The 16,524-nt window shown below is 49.6% G+C and carries 11 protein-coding genes; 6 read left to right on the forward strand and 5 right to left on the reverse strand.

What is annotated here, in order from left to right; genetic code table 11:
• Positions 1 to 33: 33 nt before the first annotated feature.
• Positions 34 to 288: a UPF0175 family protein gene (locus ACR6Z4_RS07405; protein WP_479716598.1), complete on the reverse strand. Its 255-nt coding sequence runs from the start codon at positions 286 to 288 to the stop codon at positions 34 to 36.
• Between the two features lie 644 nt (positions 289 to 932).
• Here ACR6Z4_RS07405 and ACR6Z4_RS07410 point away from each other — a divergent pair.
• Both ACR6Z4_RS07410 and ACR6Z4_RS07415 read left to right on the forward strand, forming a co-directional pair.
• The gene (locus ACR6Z4_RS07410) at positions 933 to 1,220 is read left to right on the forward strand and encodes an NfeD family protein (protein WP_479716599.1); all 288 of its coding nucleotides are present in this window, start codon (positions 933 to 935) and stop codon (positions 1,218 to 1,220) included.
• 550 nt (positions 1,221 to 1,770) lie between these two features.
• Entirely contained in the window at positions 1,771 to 3,849 is a 2,079-nt protein-coding gene (locus ACR6Z4_RS07415; RefSeq protein ID WP_479716600.1) for a S9 family peptidase, read from the forward strand.
• Positions 3,850 to 3,939: 90 nt separating this feature from the next.
• Here ACR6Z4_RS07415 and ACR6Z4_RS07420 read toward each other — a convergent pair whose 3' ends face one another.
• Positions 3,940 to 4,875, reverse strand: a complete 936-nt coding sequence (locus ACR6Z4_RS07420) for a glycosyltransferase family 2 protein (protein ID WP_479716601.1) — start codon at positions 4,873 to 4,875, stop codon at positions 3,940 to 3,942.
• Positions 4,876 to 5,411: 536 nt separating this feature from the next.
• On the opposite strand from ACR6Z4_RS07420, the gene ACR6Z4_RS07425 reads away from it, so the two are divergent.
• Together ACR6Z4_RS07425 and ACR6Z4_RS07430 are read left to right on the forward strand one after the other, a co-directional pair.
• Positions 5,412 to 6,641, forward strand: a complete 1,230-nt coding sequence (locus tag ACR6Z4_RS07425; protein WP_479716602.1) for a pentapeptide repeat-containing protein — start codon at positions 5,412 to 5,414, stop codon at positions 6,639 to 6,641.
• Between the two features lie 317 nt (positions 6,642 to 6,958).
• The gene (locus ACR6Z4_RS07430) at positions 6,959 to 7,405 is read left to right on the forward strand and encodes a hypothetical protein (protein ID WP_479716603.1); all 447 of its coding nucleotides are present in this window, start codon (positions 6,959 to 6,961) and stop codon (positions 7,403 to 7,405) included.
• 85 nt (positions 7,406 to 7,490) lie between these two features.
• On the opposite strand, the gene ACR6Z4_RS07435 is transcribed toward ACR6Z4_RS07430, so the two are convergent.
• The 3 genes from ACR6Z4_RS07435 to smc all read right to left on the reverse strand — a co-directional run bounded on the left by ACR6Z4_RS07435 (position 7,491) and on the right by smc (position 13,371).
• Positions 7,491 to 8,111, reverse strand: a complete 621-nt coding sequence (locus ACR6Z4_RS07435) for a L,D-transpeptidase (protein ID WP_479716604.1) — start codon at positions 8,109 to 8,111, stop codon at positions 7,491 to 7,493.
• Between the two features lie 260 nt (positions 8,112 to 8,371).
• Positions 8,372 to 9,370, reverse strand: a complete 999-nt coding sequence (locus ACR6Z4_RS07440; protein ID WP_479716605.1) for a PRC-barrel domain-containing protein — start codon at positions 9,368 to 9,370, stop codon at positions 8,372 to 8,374.
• Positions 9,371 to 9,675: 305 nt separating this feature from the next.
• The gene (gene smc, locus ACR6Z4_RS07445) at positions 9,676 to 13,371 is read right to left on the reverse strand and encodes a chromosome segregation protein SMC (protein ID WP_479716606.1); all 3,696 of its coding nucleotides are present in this window, start codon (positions 13,369 to 13,371) and stop codon (positions 9,676 to 9,678) included.
• Between the two features lie 552 nt (positions 13,372 to 13,923).
• Here smc and ACR6Z4_RS07450 point away from each other — a divergent pair.
• Positions 13,924 to 15,123, forward strand: coding sequence for a ferrochelatase (locus ACR6Z4_RS07450; RefSeq protein ID WP_479716607.1), 1,200 nt, complete (start codon positions 13,924 to 13,926; stop codon positions 15,121 to 15,123).
• Between the two features lie 318 nt (positions 15,124 to 15,441).
• Positions 15,442 to 16,488, forward strand: coding sequence for a hypothetical protein (locus tag ACR6Z4_RS07455; RefSeq protein ID WP_479716608.1), 1,047 nt, complete (start codon positions 15,442 to 15,444; stop codon positions 16,486 to 16,488).
• Positions 16,489 to 16,524: the final 36 nt, after the last annotated feature.

The raw sequence follows: 16,524 nt of genomic DNA on the forward strand, positions 1-16,524 counted from the left end.
CAACCCTTTCCACCAAACGCGACCTGCGTGACATCACTCACTACAGGTATAGACCGCATTGCCATTCACATCGGTCAACCGACAGCGACGGATTACATCTTTTGCGCCCACCATTTGGGCAAATTCACATTGCTCAATCTGTGCCAGGGTGCTAGCCGCTTCAAACGGCAGTAAAGTTTTCTGATATAGCGCGATCGCCAATTCTTTGCGGAGTTCTTGTTCGACTTGCTCGGTGGGTAAACGAATGGCGTTTAACACGGAGTCTGCGATCGTCAATTGAATGCTCATACTCACATTTCCCAGTTGAGGGCTCTTTCCTTGACTGTAGCTTTATCGTTCCCGTTTCATCGACCTAAGTGAGAGTGCTGAGCCAGAAAACGGCACCCTAGCCACTAATCTTAATAATTGCTGGGTTCAGCCTCTGTGGCAGGTGAGTATGAGCCGTTTAGGAAATAGGTAGTCTCCACAACTCGCATCTTGGAATTTATGGCGCACAGCGATACCCTGAGATTGGTGCAAGCAATTGAACGATATCAACACGGGTGCAAACACAATCGTAAATTTGACTAAGGATCGTAGATTAAATTAGAAGTGCGGCGTCGCCGCACCGACAACCATAAATCTGCGGTTTTATAAATCCACGATCCTAAAACTGTCATACGTTCGTTTCTTAATAATCTGTTCGCGGGAATTCTAGGAACGATACCCAATCGATTGATATAGCGCTGCGCGCTCAAAACTGGGAGGGTAGCGGGTTAAAACGATGCGCTTGCCGCTCAGAAGTTCAATCCACTACCTATCCCACCTCAAGGGCGTCGGGCATATCAACGAGAACCCCAAATTTCATCCCTGTATGGGGTACCGATTCCTATGCTTTAGATCACAATTGATTTGCGATCGCCATAGCCCATCTCCAGGATTGAACGTGCAAGATGCTAAATTTTTTCAAGCGTTTCCAGAATTTGTTTTCCCCCGCATCCGAGTCAACGCCAGAGCAAGACTCTGATCAATCGCCCCGCACCCTCAACCCCGAATATGTTGGGCAAGAAGCTGTGGTGTATGAGACCATTCAACCGGGACGAGTTGGACGGGTGCAGTTTCATGGGTCGTCTTGGTATGCTCGCTGTGATCAAGATGTTGTCTTGGTGCGCGGTAGAACCGTCAAAGTCATTGGCATCCGCAACATTACCTTACTGGTAGAAACACCCCCCAATAGTTAATTGGCTACGACCCAGGCTCTTGTAGGTTGGAAAGTTGCTGTGGCGTGCCCGAAGGGCACGCCACAGCAGTCCTTCTGATCCCTCTGTCACTAGTGCTGCAAACACGAAATTTTGCAACATGAGGTTTGGGGGCGGAGCCCCCAAGAAGGGGTTCTACCCCTTCACCCCTTACAAAACTTTCGTTTTGCTGTACTAGTGTTGCAAACACCAAATTTTGCAACATGGGGGGTTGGGGGCGGAGCCCCCAAGAGGGGGTTTTACCCCCTCCACCCCCTCTAAACCTTTTAAGTTGGTGTACTAGTAGACATAGTTAAACATTTAACAACAGGGTGCCGAGAAAAAACCTGCGTGGGGGCTGCACTCCCACACCCTATATTGCAAAATTGAGTGTTCGCCACACCAGTCTTTTCAGCCTTAGAAAAAAGACGGGTGAGCCAGCCGCGCAGTTATTAGCGATCGCCAGATTCAAGCTATACACTGGGCACAGGGTAAGACTTTCAATACCCTAAACTTCATTATCCTGATTCCTAAATAAAACTGAGCCTCTACCATGCTGGAGCAAGAAAATCGTCCTGTCACTCATATAACTCCCCCTATTGCAAAACAACAGCATCAGGTGCATTCGTTACACGACGACGACCGCATTGATCCGTACTTTTGGTTGCGCGATCGCCACAACCCTGAGGTGATTGCTTACTTAGACGCTGAAAATGCTTATACCCAGGCAATGATGCAACACACCGAAGCGTTGCAGACCAGGCTCTATCAAGAAATGTTGTCGCGCATTCAAGAAACAGATTTATCGGTTCCCTATCGCAAAGACAATTTTTACTACTACACTCGCACCGAAGCAGGCAAAGCCTATCCCATCTATTGCCGCAAGGCAGGCAGCCTGGATACCGATGAAGAAATTCTGCTCGACCAAAACCAGTTATCTGAAGGTCATGACTACTTCCGCGTCGGCGTCTTCCAGGTCAGTCCCGATCACAAATTGCTGGCGTATTCGGTTGATATCAACGGGTCAGAGTTGTATACGTTGTATTTCCTGGATCTAGAAACCCGTCAACTGTATCCCGAACATATTCCCGATACCTATTACTCCTTTGCCTGGGCAAATGACAGCAAGACGGTGTTTTACAACCAGGTCGATGCTGCCCACCGTCCTTACAAGCTGTTTCGGCATACCCTGGGAACCCCTGCCAGCAGCGATGTCTTGATCTATCACGAAACTGATGAGTCTTATTATCTGGGAGTGAGCAAGACTCGCAGTCAAGCCTATGTGCTGTTGAGCCTAAACAGCAAGATTACCTCAGAGGTGCATTATCTCGACGCGAATAGTCCGACTGGATCGTTTCAGGTCATCCAACCGCGATCGCACGGGATCGAATATGCCGTCGAGCATCACAGCGACTTCTTTTACATCACCACGAATGAAGACGCGATCAACTTTAAGGTGATGAAAGCGCCCATTACCGCACCGACCCAAGAGAACTGGCAAACGGTGATTCCTCATCGCGACGCAGTCATGATTACCGACGTCAGTGCGTTCGTCGATCATCTCGTGGTCTCCGAACGCCAGGCGGGTTTGCCTGTTGTCCGCGTCTGCAAATTATCCAGCCACGACGAACACTATGTTGCCTTCCCCGAACCCACCTACGAAGTCAGCGAAGGTACAAATCCTGAATTCCATACCAATATCCTGAGATTCAATTACACCTCTCTGGTTACGCCCAATTCAGTGTTTGACTACAATCTGGATACCCGCAATCGAGAGCTCAAGAAAGAAACCCCCGTGTTAGGTGGCTACGATCGCACCCAATACATTAGCGAACGGGTTGAAGCGATCGCCCCAGATGGCACAGCCATACCGCTGTCACTGGTCTATCGCAAAGGCACTCAGCGCAATGGTGCCAATCCTTTACTGATGGCGGGTTATGGATCCTATGGCTATAGCTATCCCGATTCATTTTCATCCAACCGCTTATCCTTGTTAGACCGGGGTGTGGTACTGGCGATCGCCCATATTCGTGGGGGCGCTGAAATGGGTCGCAAATGGTATGAAGACGGTAAGTTTCTCAACAAGAAAAATACCTTCACCGACTTCATTGCCTGTGCCGAATACCTGGTCAAAGAAGCCTGGACATCACCCGATCAATTGGCGATCGTCGGTGGTAGTGCGGGCGGATTGCTCATGGGTGCCGTCACCAACCTGCGCCCAGAGTTATTTAAAGCTGTGATCGCCCAGGTACCGTTTGTCGATGTGGTGACAACGATCCTGGACGAATCTCTACCCCTCTCGGTAATGGAGTGGGAAGAATGGGGCAACCCCAACGACCCAACCTACTACGAGTACATGAAGTCCTATTCACCCTACGACAATGTCGGGCAAAAAGACTATCCTGCCATGCTAGTCACGGCTGGGTTGAATGATCCCCGTGTCTCGTATTGGGAACCTGCCAAATGGGTCGCCAAACTGCGGAATCTCAAAACCGACAGCAACATCCTATTGCTCAAAACCAACATGGGTGCAGGGCACGGCGGAGCCTCCGGACGCTATGAACGCCTCAAAGAGATCGCCGTTGAATACGCATTTCTCCTAGACCAGTGGGGTTTGGCTGCATATTCTTAGGAGCATCTGTCACTCGGTTTGAGAGCGCGACAGCTTCGCTGTCGCGCTCTCAAAAATCATTAGGGCTTGAATAGAGATCATGGGTCACCTTTAGCGTTGACTCTCGGCATAGGCTGCATAGACTGCCCGCACGTTGTACCAATTGAGAAAAATCCGGGCGACTTCCAACGCCAGTTGGGGCTTGCCGCGATCGATCAACCATTGCAAGAACGGAGCCATGGTTCGCTCATTTAACCGACCCCCCAGAGACAAAATGCCCCAAAGAATGCGATGCAACCAGGTCATCTGGATCATCATGCGCACATCCCAGGTCGGGTGTTTTTGGTAAAACAGCACCCCCATACGACCCCGCTGAATTTCTCGATCGATCAAATTCGGGATGTATTTGAGTGAAAACGGCGGATGCCAGTGATAGCCCACCGCATCAGGACATTTCACCAGTTTGAGACCGATTTTTTTGAGTCGTACACCCAGTTCCAGATCTTCCCAGCCATATAACTGAAAGCGAGTGTCGAAGGATCCTGCCTGATCAAGCCATTTGCGGGCGATCGCCACATTGCCCGTCGCAAAGTAAGCTGCCGAGAAATCGGTCACTTTATAGGGTTCGCTGGTCGGATTCTCAAAATTACAGGTATTGATCACCCTGCCATAGGTAAAAATGCGATCGCTGCCAGATGCTTTTTTCCCAACCGCCAACCCATCGGCATGGGCTTGCAAAAACTGCGCTGTAACGACGAGATCACTGTCAATAAAAATAATCGTATCGCCACGGGCATGGTCTACCCCCAGATTTCTAGCAGCCGCGGGTCCTTGATGGTCTTGTTTGAGTAGGCGCACGTAGGGAAATTCGTCTCGTTGTTGCTGCAACCATTCCACGGTGCCATCGGTAGACCCATCATCTACCACAACCACTTCATACCCTGTGACCTGACTTCCCTGAGCAAGGCGCTGATATGCCAACGCCCTCAGACATTTTTCTAAAATAGGCTTGCGGTTGTAAGTGGGAATAATCACACTAAAAAACACAGACCCTCGCTCGCTTGCTGTTCGTTCTTCTCTAGCCTACATTGCTTCATCTCTAAACTTGAGCAGAAATTATAGCGCTTCGCGTCTGCATAGATTGCGGGCATTGTGAGAGAGCCTCGCTCCGCGAGGCTCTCACATCACACCTTGGGCTTCACGCTACTGAGAATTGCGATATGGAACAGCACGGCGGAGCCAACAAAAAATCCCCAGCATAGTGCCGGGGAATGAATACAGGGTGCATCTACCATTCCCTTCTTCATCGGTTTGGGGCGTGTTCAGGAAAAAGCATTGAGATTGTGTTGATGTGAATGGAGCCTTATAAAAATAACTTGAATAACTTTTTGGGAGAGTGCGGCAGAGCCGCACTCTCCCAAAAAGTTATTCCATAGTTATAGGTTTTAATTTTGTAAGGAGCTTAATGACCAAGAAATTTTTAGGAAATTATGGCTCCATGCAGGAACTCTTAATTCTGGCATTACTCTTATATAAGGAAGGTAAGAGGCGTTCAATGTTAGTGGTGCAGAGAGGAACTCCCCATGCCGGATAATGACTACCTCCTCTTATTAGAACAGGGAGTAGATCGCTGGAATAGTTGGAGAACAGAACATCCCGACGTCAAACCCAATCTCAGCACAGCTTACCTGTTTCAGGCAAATCTGAGCCAAGCCAACTTGCAGGACGTAGATCTCAGTCGAGCCTGTTTGATTGGGGCAAATCTCGCAGAAGCCAATTTGTCAGGCGCAGATTTGGGGGGTGCTTACGTCAGTGGGGCAAATTTAGTCGGTGCCGATCTCAGCAACGCTGACCTGACCTGGACTAATCTGAGTGAAGCGAATTTAACCCAGGCAGATTTATCTCGTACCAGGGCATCAGCGACTAATTTTAGTGGAGCCAAACTCACGGGAGCCTGTCTGGAAGACTGCCAGATTGACAGTGCTACTCAGTTTGAGGCGGTTGCATGTGACTATGTTTATTTGCAACAGCACCAACAACAAAAGCAAGTGTTGCACACCAATGGGAAACTGACATCCGCCGATTTTGTCAAATTCCTGGGGATCCAGGCGATCGCCGACCCGTTACCCAAACCCATACCAACATCAGTTCCAACATCAGTTCCAACAGTTCCAACGCCAGTAACGCCAACTCCTCGTCCAGCCACCGTCAAGCGTTTCCCGATTAATCTCAAGGCGCTGATTGGAGCAGGCATCCTGGCGATCGCCATGGGTGCGATCGCAGTGGGGATCAATATCAATTCGGAATCTGCCGATTCATCCTCGGAGGCATCGCCCGATTCGATCGTTACCTCAGCCGCCCTGCCCTGTCAGGAACCGTCCCCATCCCCCATTCCCGATCAAGACCCCGATCATGAATATGAGGATGGCACTCGCTACTATGGCAAGTTTGCGGACGGTCTACCTGCCGATGGTCGCGGCACCATGGTGTTTAGTAGCGGCAACCGTTACGACGGTGACTACCGCAATGGCAAGCGCAATGGCTGTGGCACCTTCACCTTTGCCAATGGCAGAAGCTATATGGGGCAATTTCGTGATGACCAGTTCAGTGGACTGGGGCTATGGAGCATGGAAAACGGCGATCGCTACATTGGCGAATTTCGCGATAACAAATGCAATGGCAACGGAACATTCATTCTGGCAGATGGGTCATCCAAATCCGGTATCTGGGAAAACGGTGAGCTCATCGGTGGCACCCTATCCTGCGATCGCGATAATTCAGGTTTACCCCAGTCTCCCTCTAATGAGTCATGACGCAGCAATGAATTGCAAGATATTTTTGAATGTGGAAACCTCAGGTTTCCACATTCAAAAGTATGACCAAGACCCACCGTATCGCAGTGGCTAGTAATAGCCATCCCCCATGGGTTGTGAGAGGTGCATCCCAGAGGGATGCACCTCTCACAACCTCCTGATTTAACCGTCTCGACGGTTGCTATATCAGTTAGAAATCTTTGTGAGGCAGCAACGCTTTTCTACAAACGCATCGACGTTCTAATAAAACTGGTGACCGCCATATCACCGTGACACGGACTTAATGCCAGCTTTATACAAAACAGGAGAAAGAGCCCATGAACCGACGGTTATCTCAGAAACTAAAATTCATTGGACTTTCGACCACTCTCTCTATTGTGGGATTAATGACATTATCCCACCTAGCGTGGGCACAAGATGCACCCACCCCTACGCCAGAAGAAACCGCCCCAGAATCAACCCCCGAACCAGAATCAACTCCTGATGCTGATCCAACCGACACAGAACCAGCCGTTGATCCAGACTCAACCAACCCAGACTCAACCGATTCAGACTCAACTCTTGATCCAGAACCAACGCCTACCGCAGAAGACGAAACGCCCGCAACCTCCAGCCCAGACGTAGACTCCACACCCGATGGAGAAGACATCTCACCGACTCCCGAGTCAGAGCCTTCTACAACTCCCACTCCTGCGACATCGACTCCTGCGTCTGATTCAACACCTAACCCTACACAAGATCAAAATCCTCGCGCACTCTGGTAAATTCATCCGGCTTGAAATATGGGGGCTATTAGCCCATGCAGTGCATGAGCTAATAGCCCCATAGTGTTGTCGAACCCAGACAGGCTTAATACTCGACAATAACAGGCGTCCCTACTTCTACCATGTCGTACAGCCGCCGCACATTCTCGTTATACATGCGGATACAGCCGTGCGATGCCGCTCTCCCGACCGACTCTCGATTGGGAGTGCCATGAAAGCCGATGTAGTTGTTTCCATCTGTCCAAAACCCAATCCAGCGTTCGCCCAGGGGATTGTCAGGACCTGGCGGTACGACTTCGCCTGTAAAGGGGTTCGTCCAACCCGGATTTTCAATTTTAGAGAGAACGGCGTAACTTCCTAAGGGTGTTTCCCAGCCTTCTCTACCCACCGCAATAGGAAACGTTTCAACAACTGTATCGTCGTGGTAAACATATACCCGGCGATCGCTCCGACGAATGACCAATCGCACTACTGGAGCTGCCTCGGGCAACGTTGGTTGTAAAGGAGGTAACTCGGGTGGCGAGAAGATGGGATAAAATCCCATATTTTGTAAGGGTTGGGTCGAGCGATCGCCTACCAACACTTCTGGGCTTCCAGGTGGGGTTGCTGGATTTGCCCCATTAACCGAGCTAGTTGGATTCGTTGAGGTAATGGAATTAGCAGGATTAGCGATCGCCTGTGCCCAACTTTGGGGCTGGATAGACACCCAGACAAGAGTCGCACCGAAGAAAAACCTAAGCGAACCACGAAAGCGCAAGCAGCGTCTCATCTCGGTATCACAACTATAGATTGAACGAAGAGTTGAATCTGTTGACGCTAGCAACTGCCTGAAAGATTCCTAAGCAATCCTGAAACCAGAAGGGTTGGAGCGATCGCTCCTATCCACCGTTCCAGCGTCTCCTAGAAATTATATAGAAAGTTAATGGTGTGCGCCCTGCGGGCGCACACCATTAACTTTCTGAGCCTCTAGTAATCCGTTTCTTCCTCATACTCCACAACTTTTTTACGTTCTGGAATATTAACTTCGGGACCCCGGTACGGTTGAGGATTTTCGTCATCCTCCCAGGCATCATTGGTGACATCCCCATATTCGGGCTTCATGTACTGAGCCTGACGCGGAGGCTCGACATAGGCTTCCCGCTCAACATAGGCGACTTCTTCATAGTCGTCTTCGGGGGCGTCACCCCAGTTGGCTTCTTCTTTTTCGTAGTAGGGTTCTGGCTGGCGTTGTCGCAAGGGTTCTTGCAACTCCCGTCGCGATCGCGTATCAGACCAGTTGTCATCATCCCAGGTATCTCGTGCCGGAGCCACATTGCGCACGGGTTGAGTCTGGGTTGTCGGTAAGCCCGTACCTAACTGATTGGACACTGAAGTCGGCATGATGTAATCGGTCGCTTCGTCGCGATCCCAGGGAGGTCTACCAATGCCCAGGCGCTCTAGAACACCGACCGTTAACTGTCGCAATTTCTCTTCTGCACCTTCAAACACAATCAGGCGATCGGGTCCACTACTGACCACCTCATCCATAGAGAGTTCGTAGGTGCTAATCACCTGGTCGGGAATTTGAGGAATACCCACCGAAGCGATCACCAGAGAATCGACCTTGCCCGTGCGGACGTTGAACCGGAAGCCTCGGACTTTACCGAGCAATTCTCCGGTTTCGGTGATGACTTCGCTATTGATCACCACACTATAGGACTCAGTATTGAGGTCATCTTCCAGCATCGTGTCATCGTCTACTAGAATGACATCCCCAACCTGATAGATATCACTCAAAAGCATCATTTGCTGAATGCCAGAAAGCACACCAGAGAGCATATTTTCGCGGATGCCCAGGGCAACCACTTCTCTGCGATCGACATCGACCCAGAGTTGACTGATTACGCCCAAACGCTTTCCAGCGTCGCGAGTGATGACCTGTGTGCCTAAAAAATCAGAGCGTTGGCGATATTGTTCAGATGTCATTTTCGAGTCCTGATCTCGGAATCGGCTAAGAGATCGATATCAATAATAAATACCGTATCGATATGAATATGAATAGAATTACACCGAAGTATTCTTATTTTTCTGGACTATCCGCCTTAAGCGGCATCGGCTAGCTCCCACAAAAACGAGCTGCACCTATTTTTATCTCACGTTATGAGGTTAATATCTGTTTTCTTTGGCAAAATGGGGCAAACCTCTTTTTCGAAACCATACCGCGTCAATCCTGCAAAGCCAGTCCAGCTGGCGTCTCAGTCTACATCGGGTGGCAAGGTAACGTTCTTTACCTATAGCGAAGCACTTTGAGCCTGGAGGTTAAGCCCCAGTACCTGAGTATAGGCTCCACGGGCTTGAGTCACACCAATAGTGCGATCGGCAGACTCAATCATCGGGCGACGCAAACTAACGACGATAAATTGAGCCTGCTGTGCCTGATGTTTAATCATTCTAGCTAATCGCTCTACATTTGCCCCATCCAAAAACATGTCAACTTCATCAAACGCGTAAAAGGGCGATGGACGATAGCGTTGCAGCGCAAAAATGAAACTGAGGGCGGTCAATGACTTTTCTCCCCCCGACATAGAAGCCAGACGACGAACGGGTTTTCCCTTAGGATGAGCAATTAAATTCAGCCCACTGCTAAAGGGATCATTGCCATCATCCAGTTGCAGATAGCCATCACCATCCGAAAGTTCGGCAAAGATCGTCTGGAAGTTGGCGTTAACCGCATCAAACGCTTCTTTAAAGGCTCGTTGTCGCAAGGTTGTAAAGTTCTCAATACGAAGCAATAATTCCGTCCGTTCTTCATCAAGAGTAGATAGTTTTTGGCTGAGTTCTTCTAAGCGGGTTTGGGTGCGTTCATATTCTTCCAACGCCAACATATTCACAGGTTCCATTGCCTGAAGCCGCTTTTGTAGCGATCGCAATTCTTGTTGCAACTGTTCCAAACCCAAATTTTCTGGCACCTCGGGCAGGGGATCGGGCAATTCTATCTGCTGAGCCTGCACCTGCTCTTGCAACGTGGTCAGGGTCTGCCGTCGCTCGTGTTGGGTTTCTTGAAGTTTTTGCAGTTGCCAGTCCGTTTGTTGACGATGGGTCTGCTGATCGCGGAGCTGGCGTTCGATGCGATCGCGCTCCTGTTTCTCAGATGCCAGGGTGTGATCGAGTTCTGCCAAGGCGTGACGGGTTTGATCAATCTGCTCCGTTAAGGTTGCCTGCTGCTGACTCAGGGCAGCCCGTTGGTTGAGCTGATGGGTTTGCTGCGTCCGAGCATCTTGCAACCGCTGACGCTGCTGGCTGATCTTTTCTTGGAGACGCTGTTGCTGGGTTTCTAAATCTTGCAAGCGTTGCTCTGCCGTGCGTAGTGCCAATTGGCGATCGCCCAAGTCCGCTTCTTGCTGGCGAATTTTTGCCTGCATTTGCTGCCACTCGCTATGGGTTTGCGATTGCTCCAGGTCTGACAAGGCTTGCCGCTGGCGTTCCAGGTCGGCTTCCTGAAGCGGCAACGTTTGCTCCAACGTCTGAAGACGAGACTGAGCGGTTGCAAGCTCTTGCCTATGTTGAGAAAGCTGCGCCCGGATTTGACCTTCTTGCGTCACCCAGGTCGCTATCTGGTGTTGCAACTGCTCTGCCTGAAGTTGAATCTCGCGGGACTGCTGACGCGCCTCTAGTAACTGCTGGGATTGATCTTTAACGGTCACTGCCACTTTAGCGATCGCATTTTCACACCGATTTAAGACCTGATCGATCACCTGTAGCCGTTCTCTAAGTGCGATCGCCTCGGATGATTCACTCGCCTGCACCGTGCCAAAGCGTAGGGAATTCTGCCGTGAGGCAAGGCTACCTCCCGTCATCGCGCCACTGGTTTCCAACAACTCACCATCCAGCGTCACAATGCGATATTGCCCCAGATGCGGACGCGCCACATCCAGCCCCGTAAACACCACTGTGCTACCAAACACATAGGCAAAAATCTTTTGGTAGCGATCTTCGCACTCAATCAGATTGCACGCATAGTCCACAAAACCAGCCGGACGATTCCATGCTGGAATCGGCGAAAATTGGGGAGCCTTGATCTTATTGATCGGCAAAAAGGTTGCGCGTCCAGCCCGCCGCTGTTTTAACAACTCGATGCAGGCAGCCGCAATGCCATCATCTTCTACTACTAAATTGCCCAGTCGCGCTCCGGCAGCAATTTCTAGCGCCAGTTGATACTGCGGATCCACCCGCCCCAGTTGCGCCACCAAGCCACAGACACCGGGCAGTCCTGCTTGCAAAATGACTTGACTGGCTCCCGTACCCTGAGCCTCTCGCATGGCCTGGGTTTGGGCTTCTAGTTTATCCAACTGCCGTTGTTTGTCCCGTTGTTCTTGCAGCAAACGAGTCTGGGTTTCTTGCTGCACCTGCAATTCCCGTTCCGCTGCCGCACACGATCGCTGCAATACCTCTACCTGTTTTGTGGTTTCGGCATGGCGGGTTTCTACCTGCGTCCGTTGAGTTTGAGTTTCGTTCAAGGACTGGGCGATCGCCTCTAACGCCTGATTTTGCTCTCGAATTTTTTGTTGTAGTTGGTTGACCCGTTCTTGTAACCGCGCCTGTTCGGTTCGTTGTGGTTCCAGAGTTTGCAACAACGCTTCTATCTTATGGCGCAGGGCAGTCTGTTCTTGCACCCAGGCTTCCGAAGCAGACGCGATCGCATTAGCAGCTTCACGACTCTGCTCCAACGCCTGTTGAGCGCGATCGCGTTCCAGGTGCAGCGATGTGATCAATCGCGTTTCCATCTCCTGCTTTTCTTGGGAAATCTGTTCGAGCGTCTGAATGTGCTCTTGAATCTCCCGTTGCGTCCGATCCAAACTTTTGACCACGTCTTGACTGGCAGCCAATAGCTCTTGCTCTTGCCGTTGCAGTTGTCGCCGTTCGGCTTCCCGAGTTGCCAAGGTCGATTGCAGCGCTAATTGTTCCTCTTCTCCTAACGCCTTAACCCGGATATTGAGTTGGTCGAGAACTTGCGTCACCTGTTGAATATCGGTATGTACCGTCTGAAGCTGGGTTTGCAGGTCGGTTGCCGTGCGATCGCCCGTTTCAATTTGCTCCTGCAATTGTTGCACCTGGCGTTGTTGCGATCGCCAGTTCAACACTGCTTCCCACTGGTTTTTGTTCTGAAATTCGCTGCGCAGCCGTTGATATTTTTCAGCTTTAATCCGATCCTGAGCAAGGCGATCGCGTTGTGCTATCAGCTCTTTTTCTACGATGCGAAACTTTTCCTCGCGTTCCTTCACCGTATCGAGTTTTTCTTTCGCCTGACCAATTTTTCGATCAAACGCGGCAACCCCTGCCAATTCATCAATAATTTCGCGGCGTTCACGCGGATTCATCGAGATAATTCCTGTGACATCCCCTTGCAAAACCACGTTATAGCCTTCTGGATAGACGCGAAAGCGATGCAACTGCTCATGCAACTCATTCAGCGTGCAAGGCTGATTGTTGATGGAATAGGTCGAAGTATAGGTGCCCTGCTGAGTCACCCGCAGCTTCCGCGTTACACTCCACTCCATTGAGGTCACCAACGGAGCAACAACGGTTTCTGCCGTTACATTCTTATGACCATTGCCATTCGCTGCATCTGTATCAGCAACCCCATTACCGTGAGCTTCGGCAGCGATCGCGCCACTGCCTCGACGCTGTTCATCTTGCTCTAGATACGCCGCAACATCTTCCTCTTCCAGAGCAAACGTCACCGTTACGCTGGCCTCAACGGTTGCCCGTCCTCGACCAGCAACACTTTGGTTGACCAGATCAGGCAATCGCTCTGCCCGCATTCCTTTTGACCCTGCCAGCCCCAAGGCAAACAATAAGCCATCTAAAATATTAGACTTCCCCGACCCATTGGGTCCCGAAATCACAGTAGATCCGGGCAGCAATGGAACCTGCGTCGTGCCACCAAAAGATTTGAAATGGGAAAGGTCAACGCGCTTGATGTACACTAAAGCCCTTACAAAAGAGAGTTAATGAAATGATCCCCCAACAATCTGGCTGCATCAGCCCAAAGTACAAATATACTAACTAGAAAGTATACTCATCAACCCAGGTTCTTGCCCAGTTTTTCTTAGAAAAACTCTGAAAACCGGATTTATCCGACTGAAAACCTCTCTTGTAACATGGTTTCAATCCAAATGGAACCAATCTTCCCTAACCCGTTTTCAGCCACACGGTTTGAGGCATGGTATGAGAAAGTCTCTTGCGCATTATAGAGGATTGTGATCAAACCCTGATTGTCAGACTCATATCCTCTACGGGTTTTCTTAAGCATCCAGTTCACTATCCCCTGTGGGGGGATGTTAAGCTGAGAGCAATGTCAACCCAGAAATAGATGAAATTCAGGTTGACCCGATCAAAACTAAGGATCACACATTAAATAAAACCCGGACGTTTACTATTGGCAGCGCGGCGCACGCCGCGCTGCCGTAAATAAGTCCTCGGTCTTATCAGATCCACGATCATACGCAAGAAAACTTGAGCATTAGAGGTATCTAAGGGTGGTTGCTACTCCTGAAAAACTCCAAAAAGAAGTGACTCCTTCACCTGTAGTAGGCGATCGCGTTGCTGTTTTGCTGATGGGCTATGGTGAAGTCGAGAGTTACGATGATTTCGCTAACTATAACGAACAAGCGCTCAACCTACTCACTGCCAAATTTGCTCCAGTGCCCACATGGATCTATCCCCCCCTGGCAAAATTGTTGGCAATGTTCGACTTGCATGAGTGGAACCACCAACACGGCAATTTTATTTCACCCCACAATGCTATTTTTGAGCGCCAACGAGCTGGCATCGAGCAGTGTTTGCAACAAAAATGGGGCGATCGCATCAAAGTTTTCAAAGCGTTTAACTTCTGCGCTCCTTTCCTTCCGGAACAAGTGTTAGCAGAGGTCAAAGCCCAGGGGTTTGATAAACTCTTGATCTATCCTTTGCTGGTGGTAGATTCCATTTTTACCAGTGGCATTGCTGTCGAGCAAGTCAACAAAGCATTGATGAAGCTCTCAGATCAGGCGGAATATTGGGTCAAAGGACAGCGCTATATCCCGTCTTTCTATAACGAACCAGACTACATCGACTTGATGGCAAATCTGGTGGAAGCGAAAATTCGTCACGATTTAGCCGTTGCTCATCTTCCCTCCCAAACCGGGATCATCTTGATGAACCACGGTTGCCCCCACAAAGCCAAGGGGTTTACCTCTGGAATTGACGAAAGCCAAGCCCTTTACGAATTGGTCAGACAGAAACTGATCCACCGTTACCCTCTAATCTCCGTGGGTTGGCTCAATCACCAAACACCGTTGATTGACTGGACACAGCCCAATGCCGAGCTAGCCGCCAAGAACCTGATTGAATTAGGTGCAACTGCCCTCGTCTTCATGCCCATCGGGTTTGCTACCGAAAACCATGAAACGTTGTTGGATGTAGACCACATCATTCATGATCTGCGGCGACGGCACCCTGATGTTACCTATGTACAAATGCCCTGTGTCAATGACCACCCAGAGTTTCTTCAGATGGCAGCACAATGGGCTGATCCCCAAATTGAAGCGCTATTGTCAGAACAAGCCCTGGCAGTCAATCCGGCTTTAGCGATCGCTCATACATCACATGAACATCATGGCCATGGACACGATCATGGGCATAAGCATGATCACGGGCACGACCATGGACATGATCATGGTCACCACCATCATCATTGATAGGGTGTAAGACAATGCCGTCATAAACCATATCCCACTGATAGGGGGCATTTTCCGTCTGGAAAATGCCCCCTTCTGGTTCGCTTATCTCTACATATCGATACCTACAGCGCTTCGCGCTCGGCTAGACCCAGATTATGTTTCGGAAGCCATGCTCCGCATGGCTTCCGAAACATAATCTGGAACTCCACTCGATTAAAAATCGCTACATAGCGCTTCGCGACTCAATAGATTACGGTCCTCTCACGACAACGTGTACTTCACACCATTAAGACTTGCTATAAAAATCGTTCGCTACTGACATCCAGGCTCTTTCCGATGGGCACGATCAAAGTACCTAGTCATCCTAGCAGCACGATGAATCAACCTAGCCCCATAGACTTAGCAAAACAGGGAGATGCCAGTGCGATCGCCTACCTCATCCAACGTGTCCTACAGAACCCTAAGATCAAGGTCAAAGTTGCCTTACGCCAGCACCAACTTCACGTTGTTTTAGCATCGCCCAACCCCCTCAACCAATCCGATGTCGTTACCCTCCTGCAAGGAGCGTTATTTAATTTGCAAATTCCATCCATTCAGGTCGTCAGAATTGAATCATGGCAACCCGGAAGTGGACACTCTACCTGGAACCACACGTTCGGAGTGGTGCTTCCTATAGAAGAACAAGAAGTCACCACTGGGCAAAATTCATTCAAACCCAATCGGCATGGGTCAGAAACACCTCAGGCAATCAATCTCAACCCCCAGATTTCGAAGCGTTTATCTCGACCCAGATCTCGTCCGCCTGTTTCTAAGAACCAAGATTTAGGATTACTCTTTTTAGAAAAATTCAACCCATTTAAACTCGCCTTACTGGGCTTACTGACATTTCACACCCTATTTAGTTCGACCCATTACACGCTTCTAGGATTTTTAGAAGGTTCCGATTTTTTCATGATGTTCTTGCACAACGTCAACCTCATCTTTCATGAGGCAGGACATACAATTCTGATGTTTTTTGGGCAGTTTATCCATCTTGTTGGCGGGTCATTGATGCAAATTGCAGTCCCGGTAGCCCTCTGCGTTTATTTCTTTATCACTCAGCAACGGTATAGCAGCGCGATCGCTCTTTGGTGGACTGGACAAAACTTTCTGGATGTTTCGATTTATATAAAAGATGCACAGGAACGATTACTCCCTCTACTCGGAGGAGAAGCATCACTGCATGATTGGCACTTTATTTTGTTAGATCTACGGCTTCTGGTTTACGACAATATTATTGGCAATATTTTCTACAGCATTGGCATTCTGATATATATTGTGGCGATCGCTGCCGGACTTTATTACTCTCAAAATCTAGAGTCTCACTCGTCCTCTGCTGACTAAATCAAAAAAGGACAGTAGATGGAGTTCATCAACTGT

This window comes from Calyptranema fuscum S582 (genome assembly GCF_055793305.1).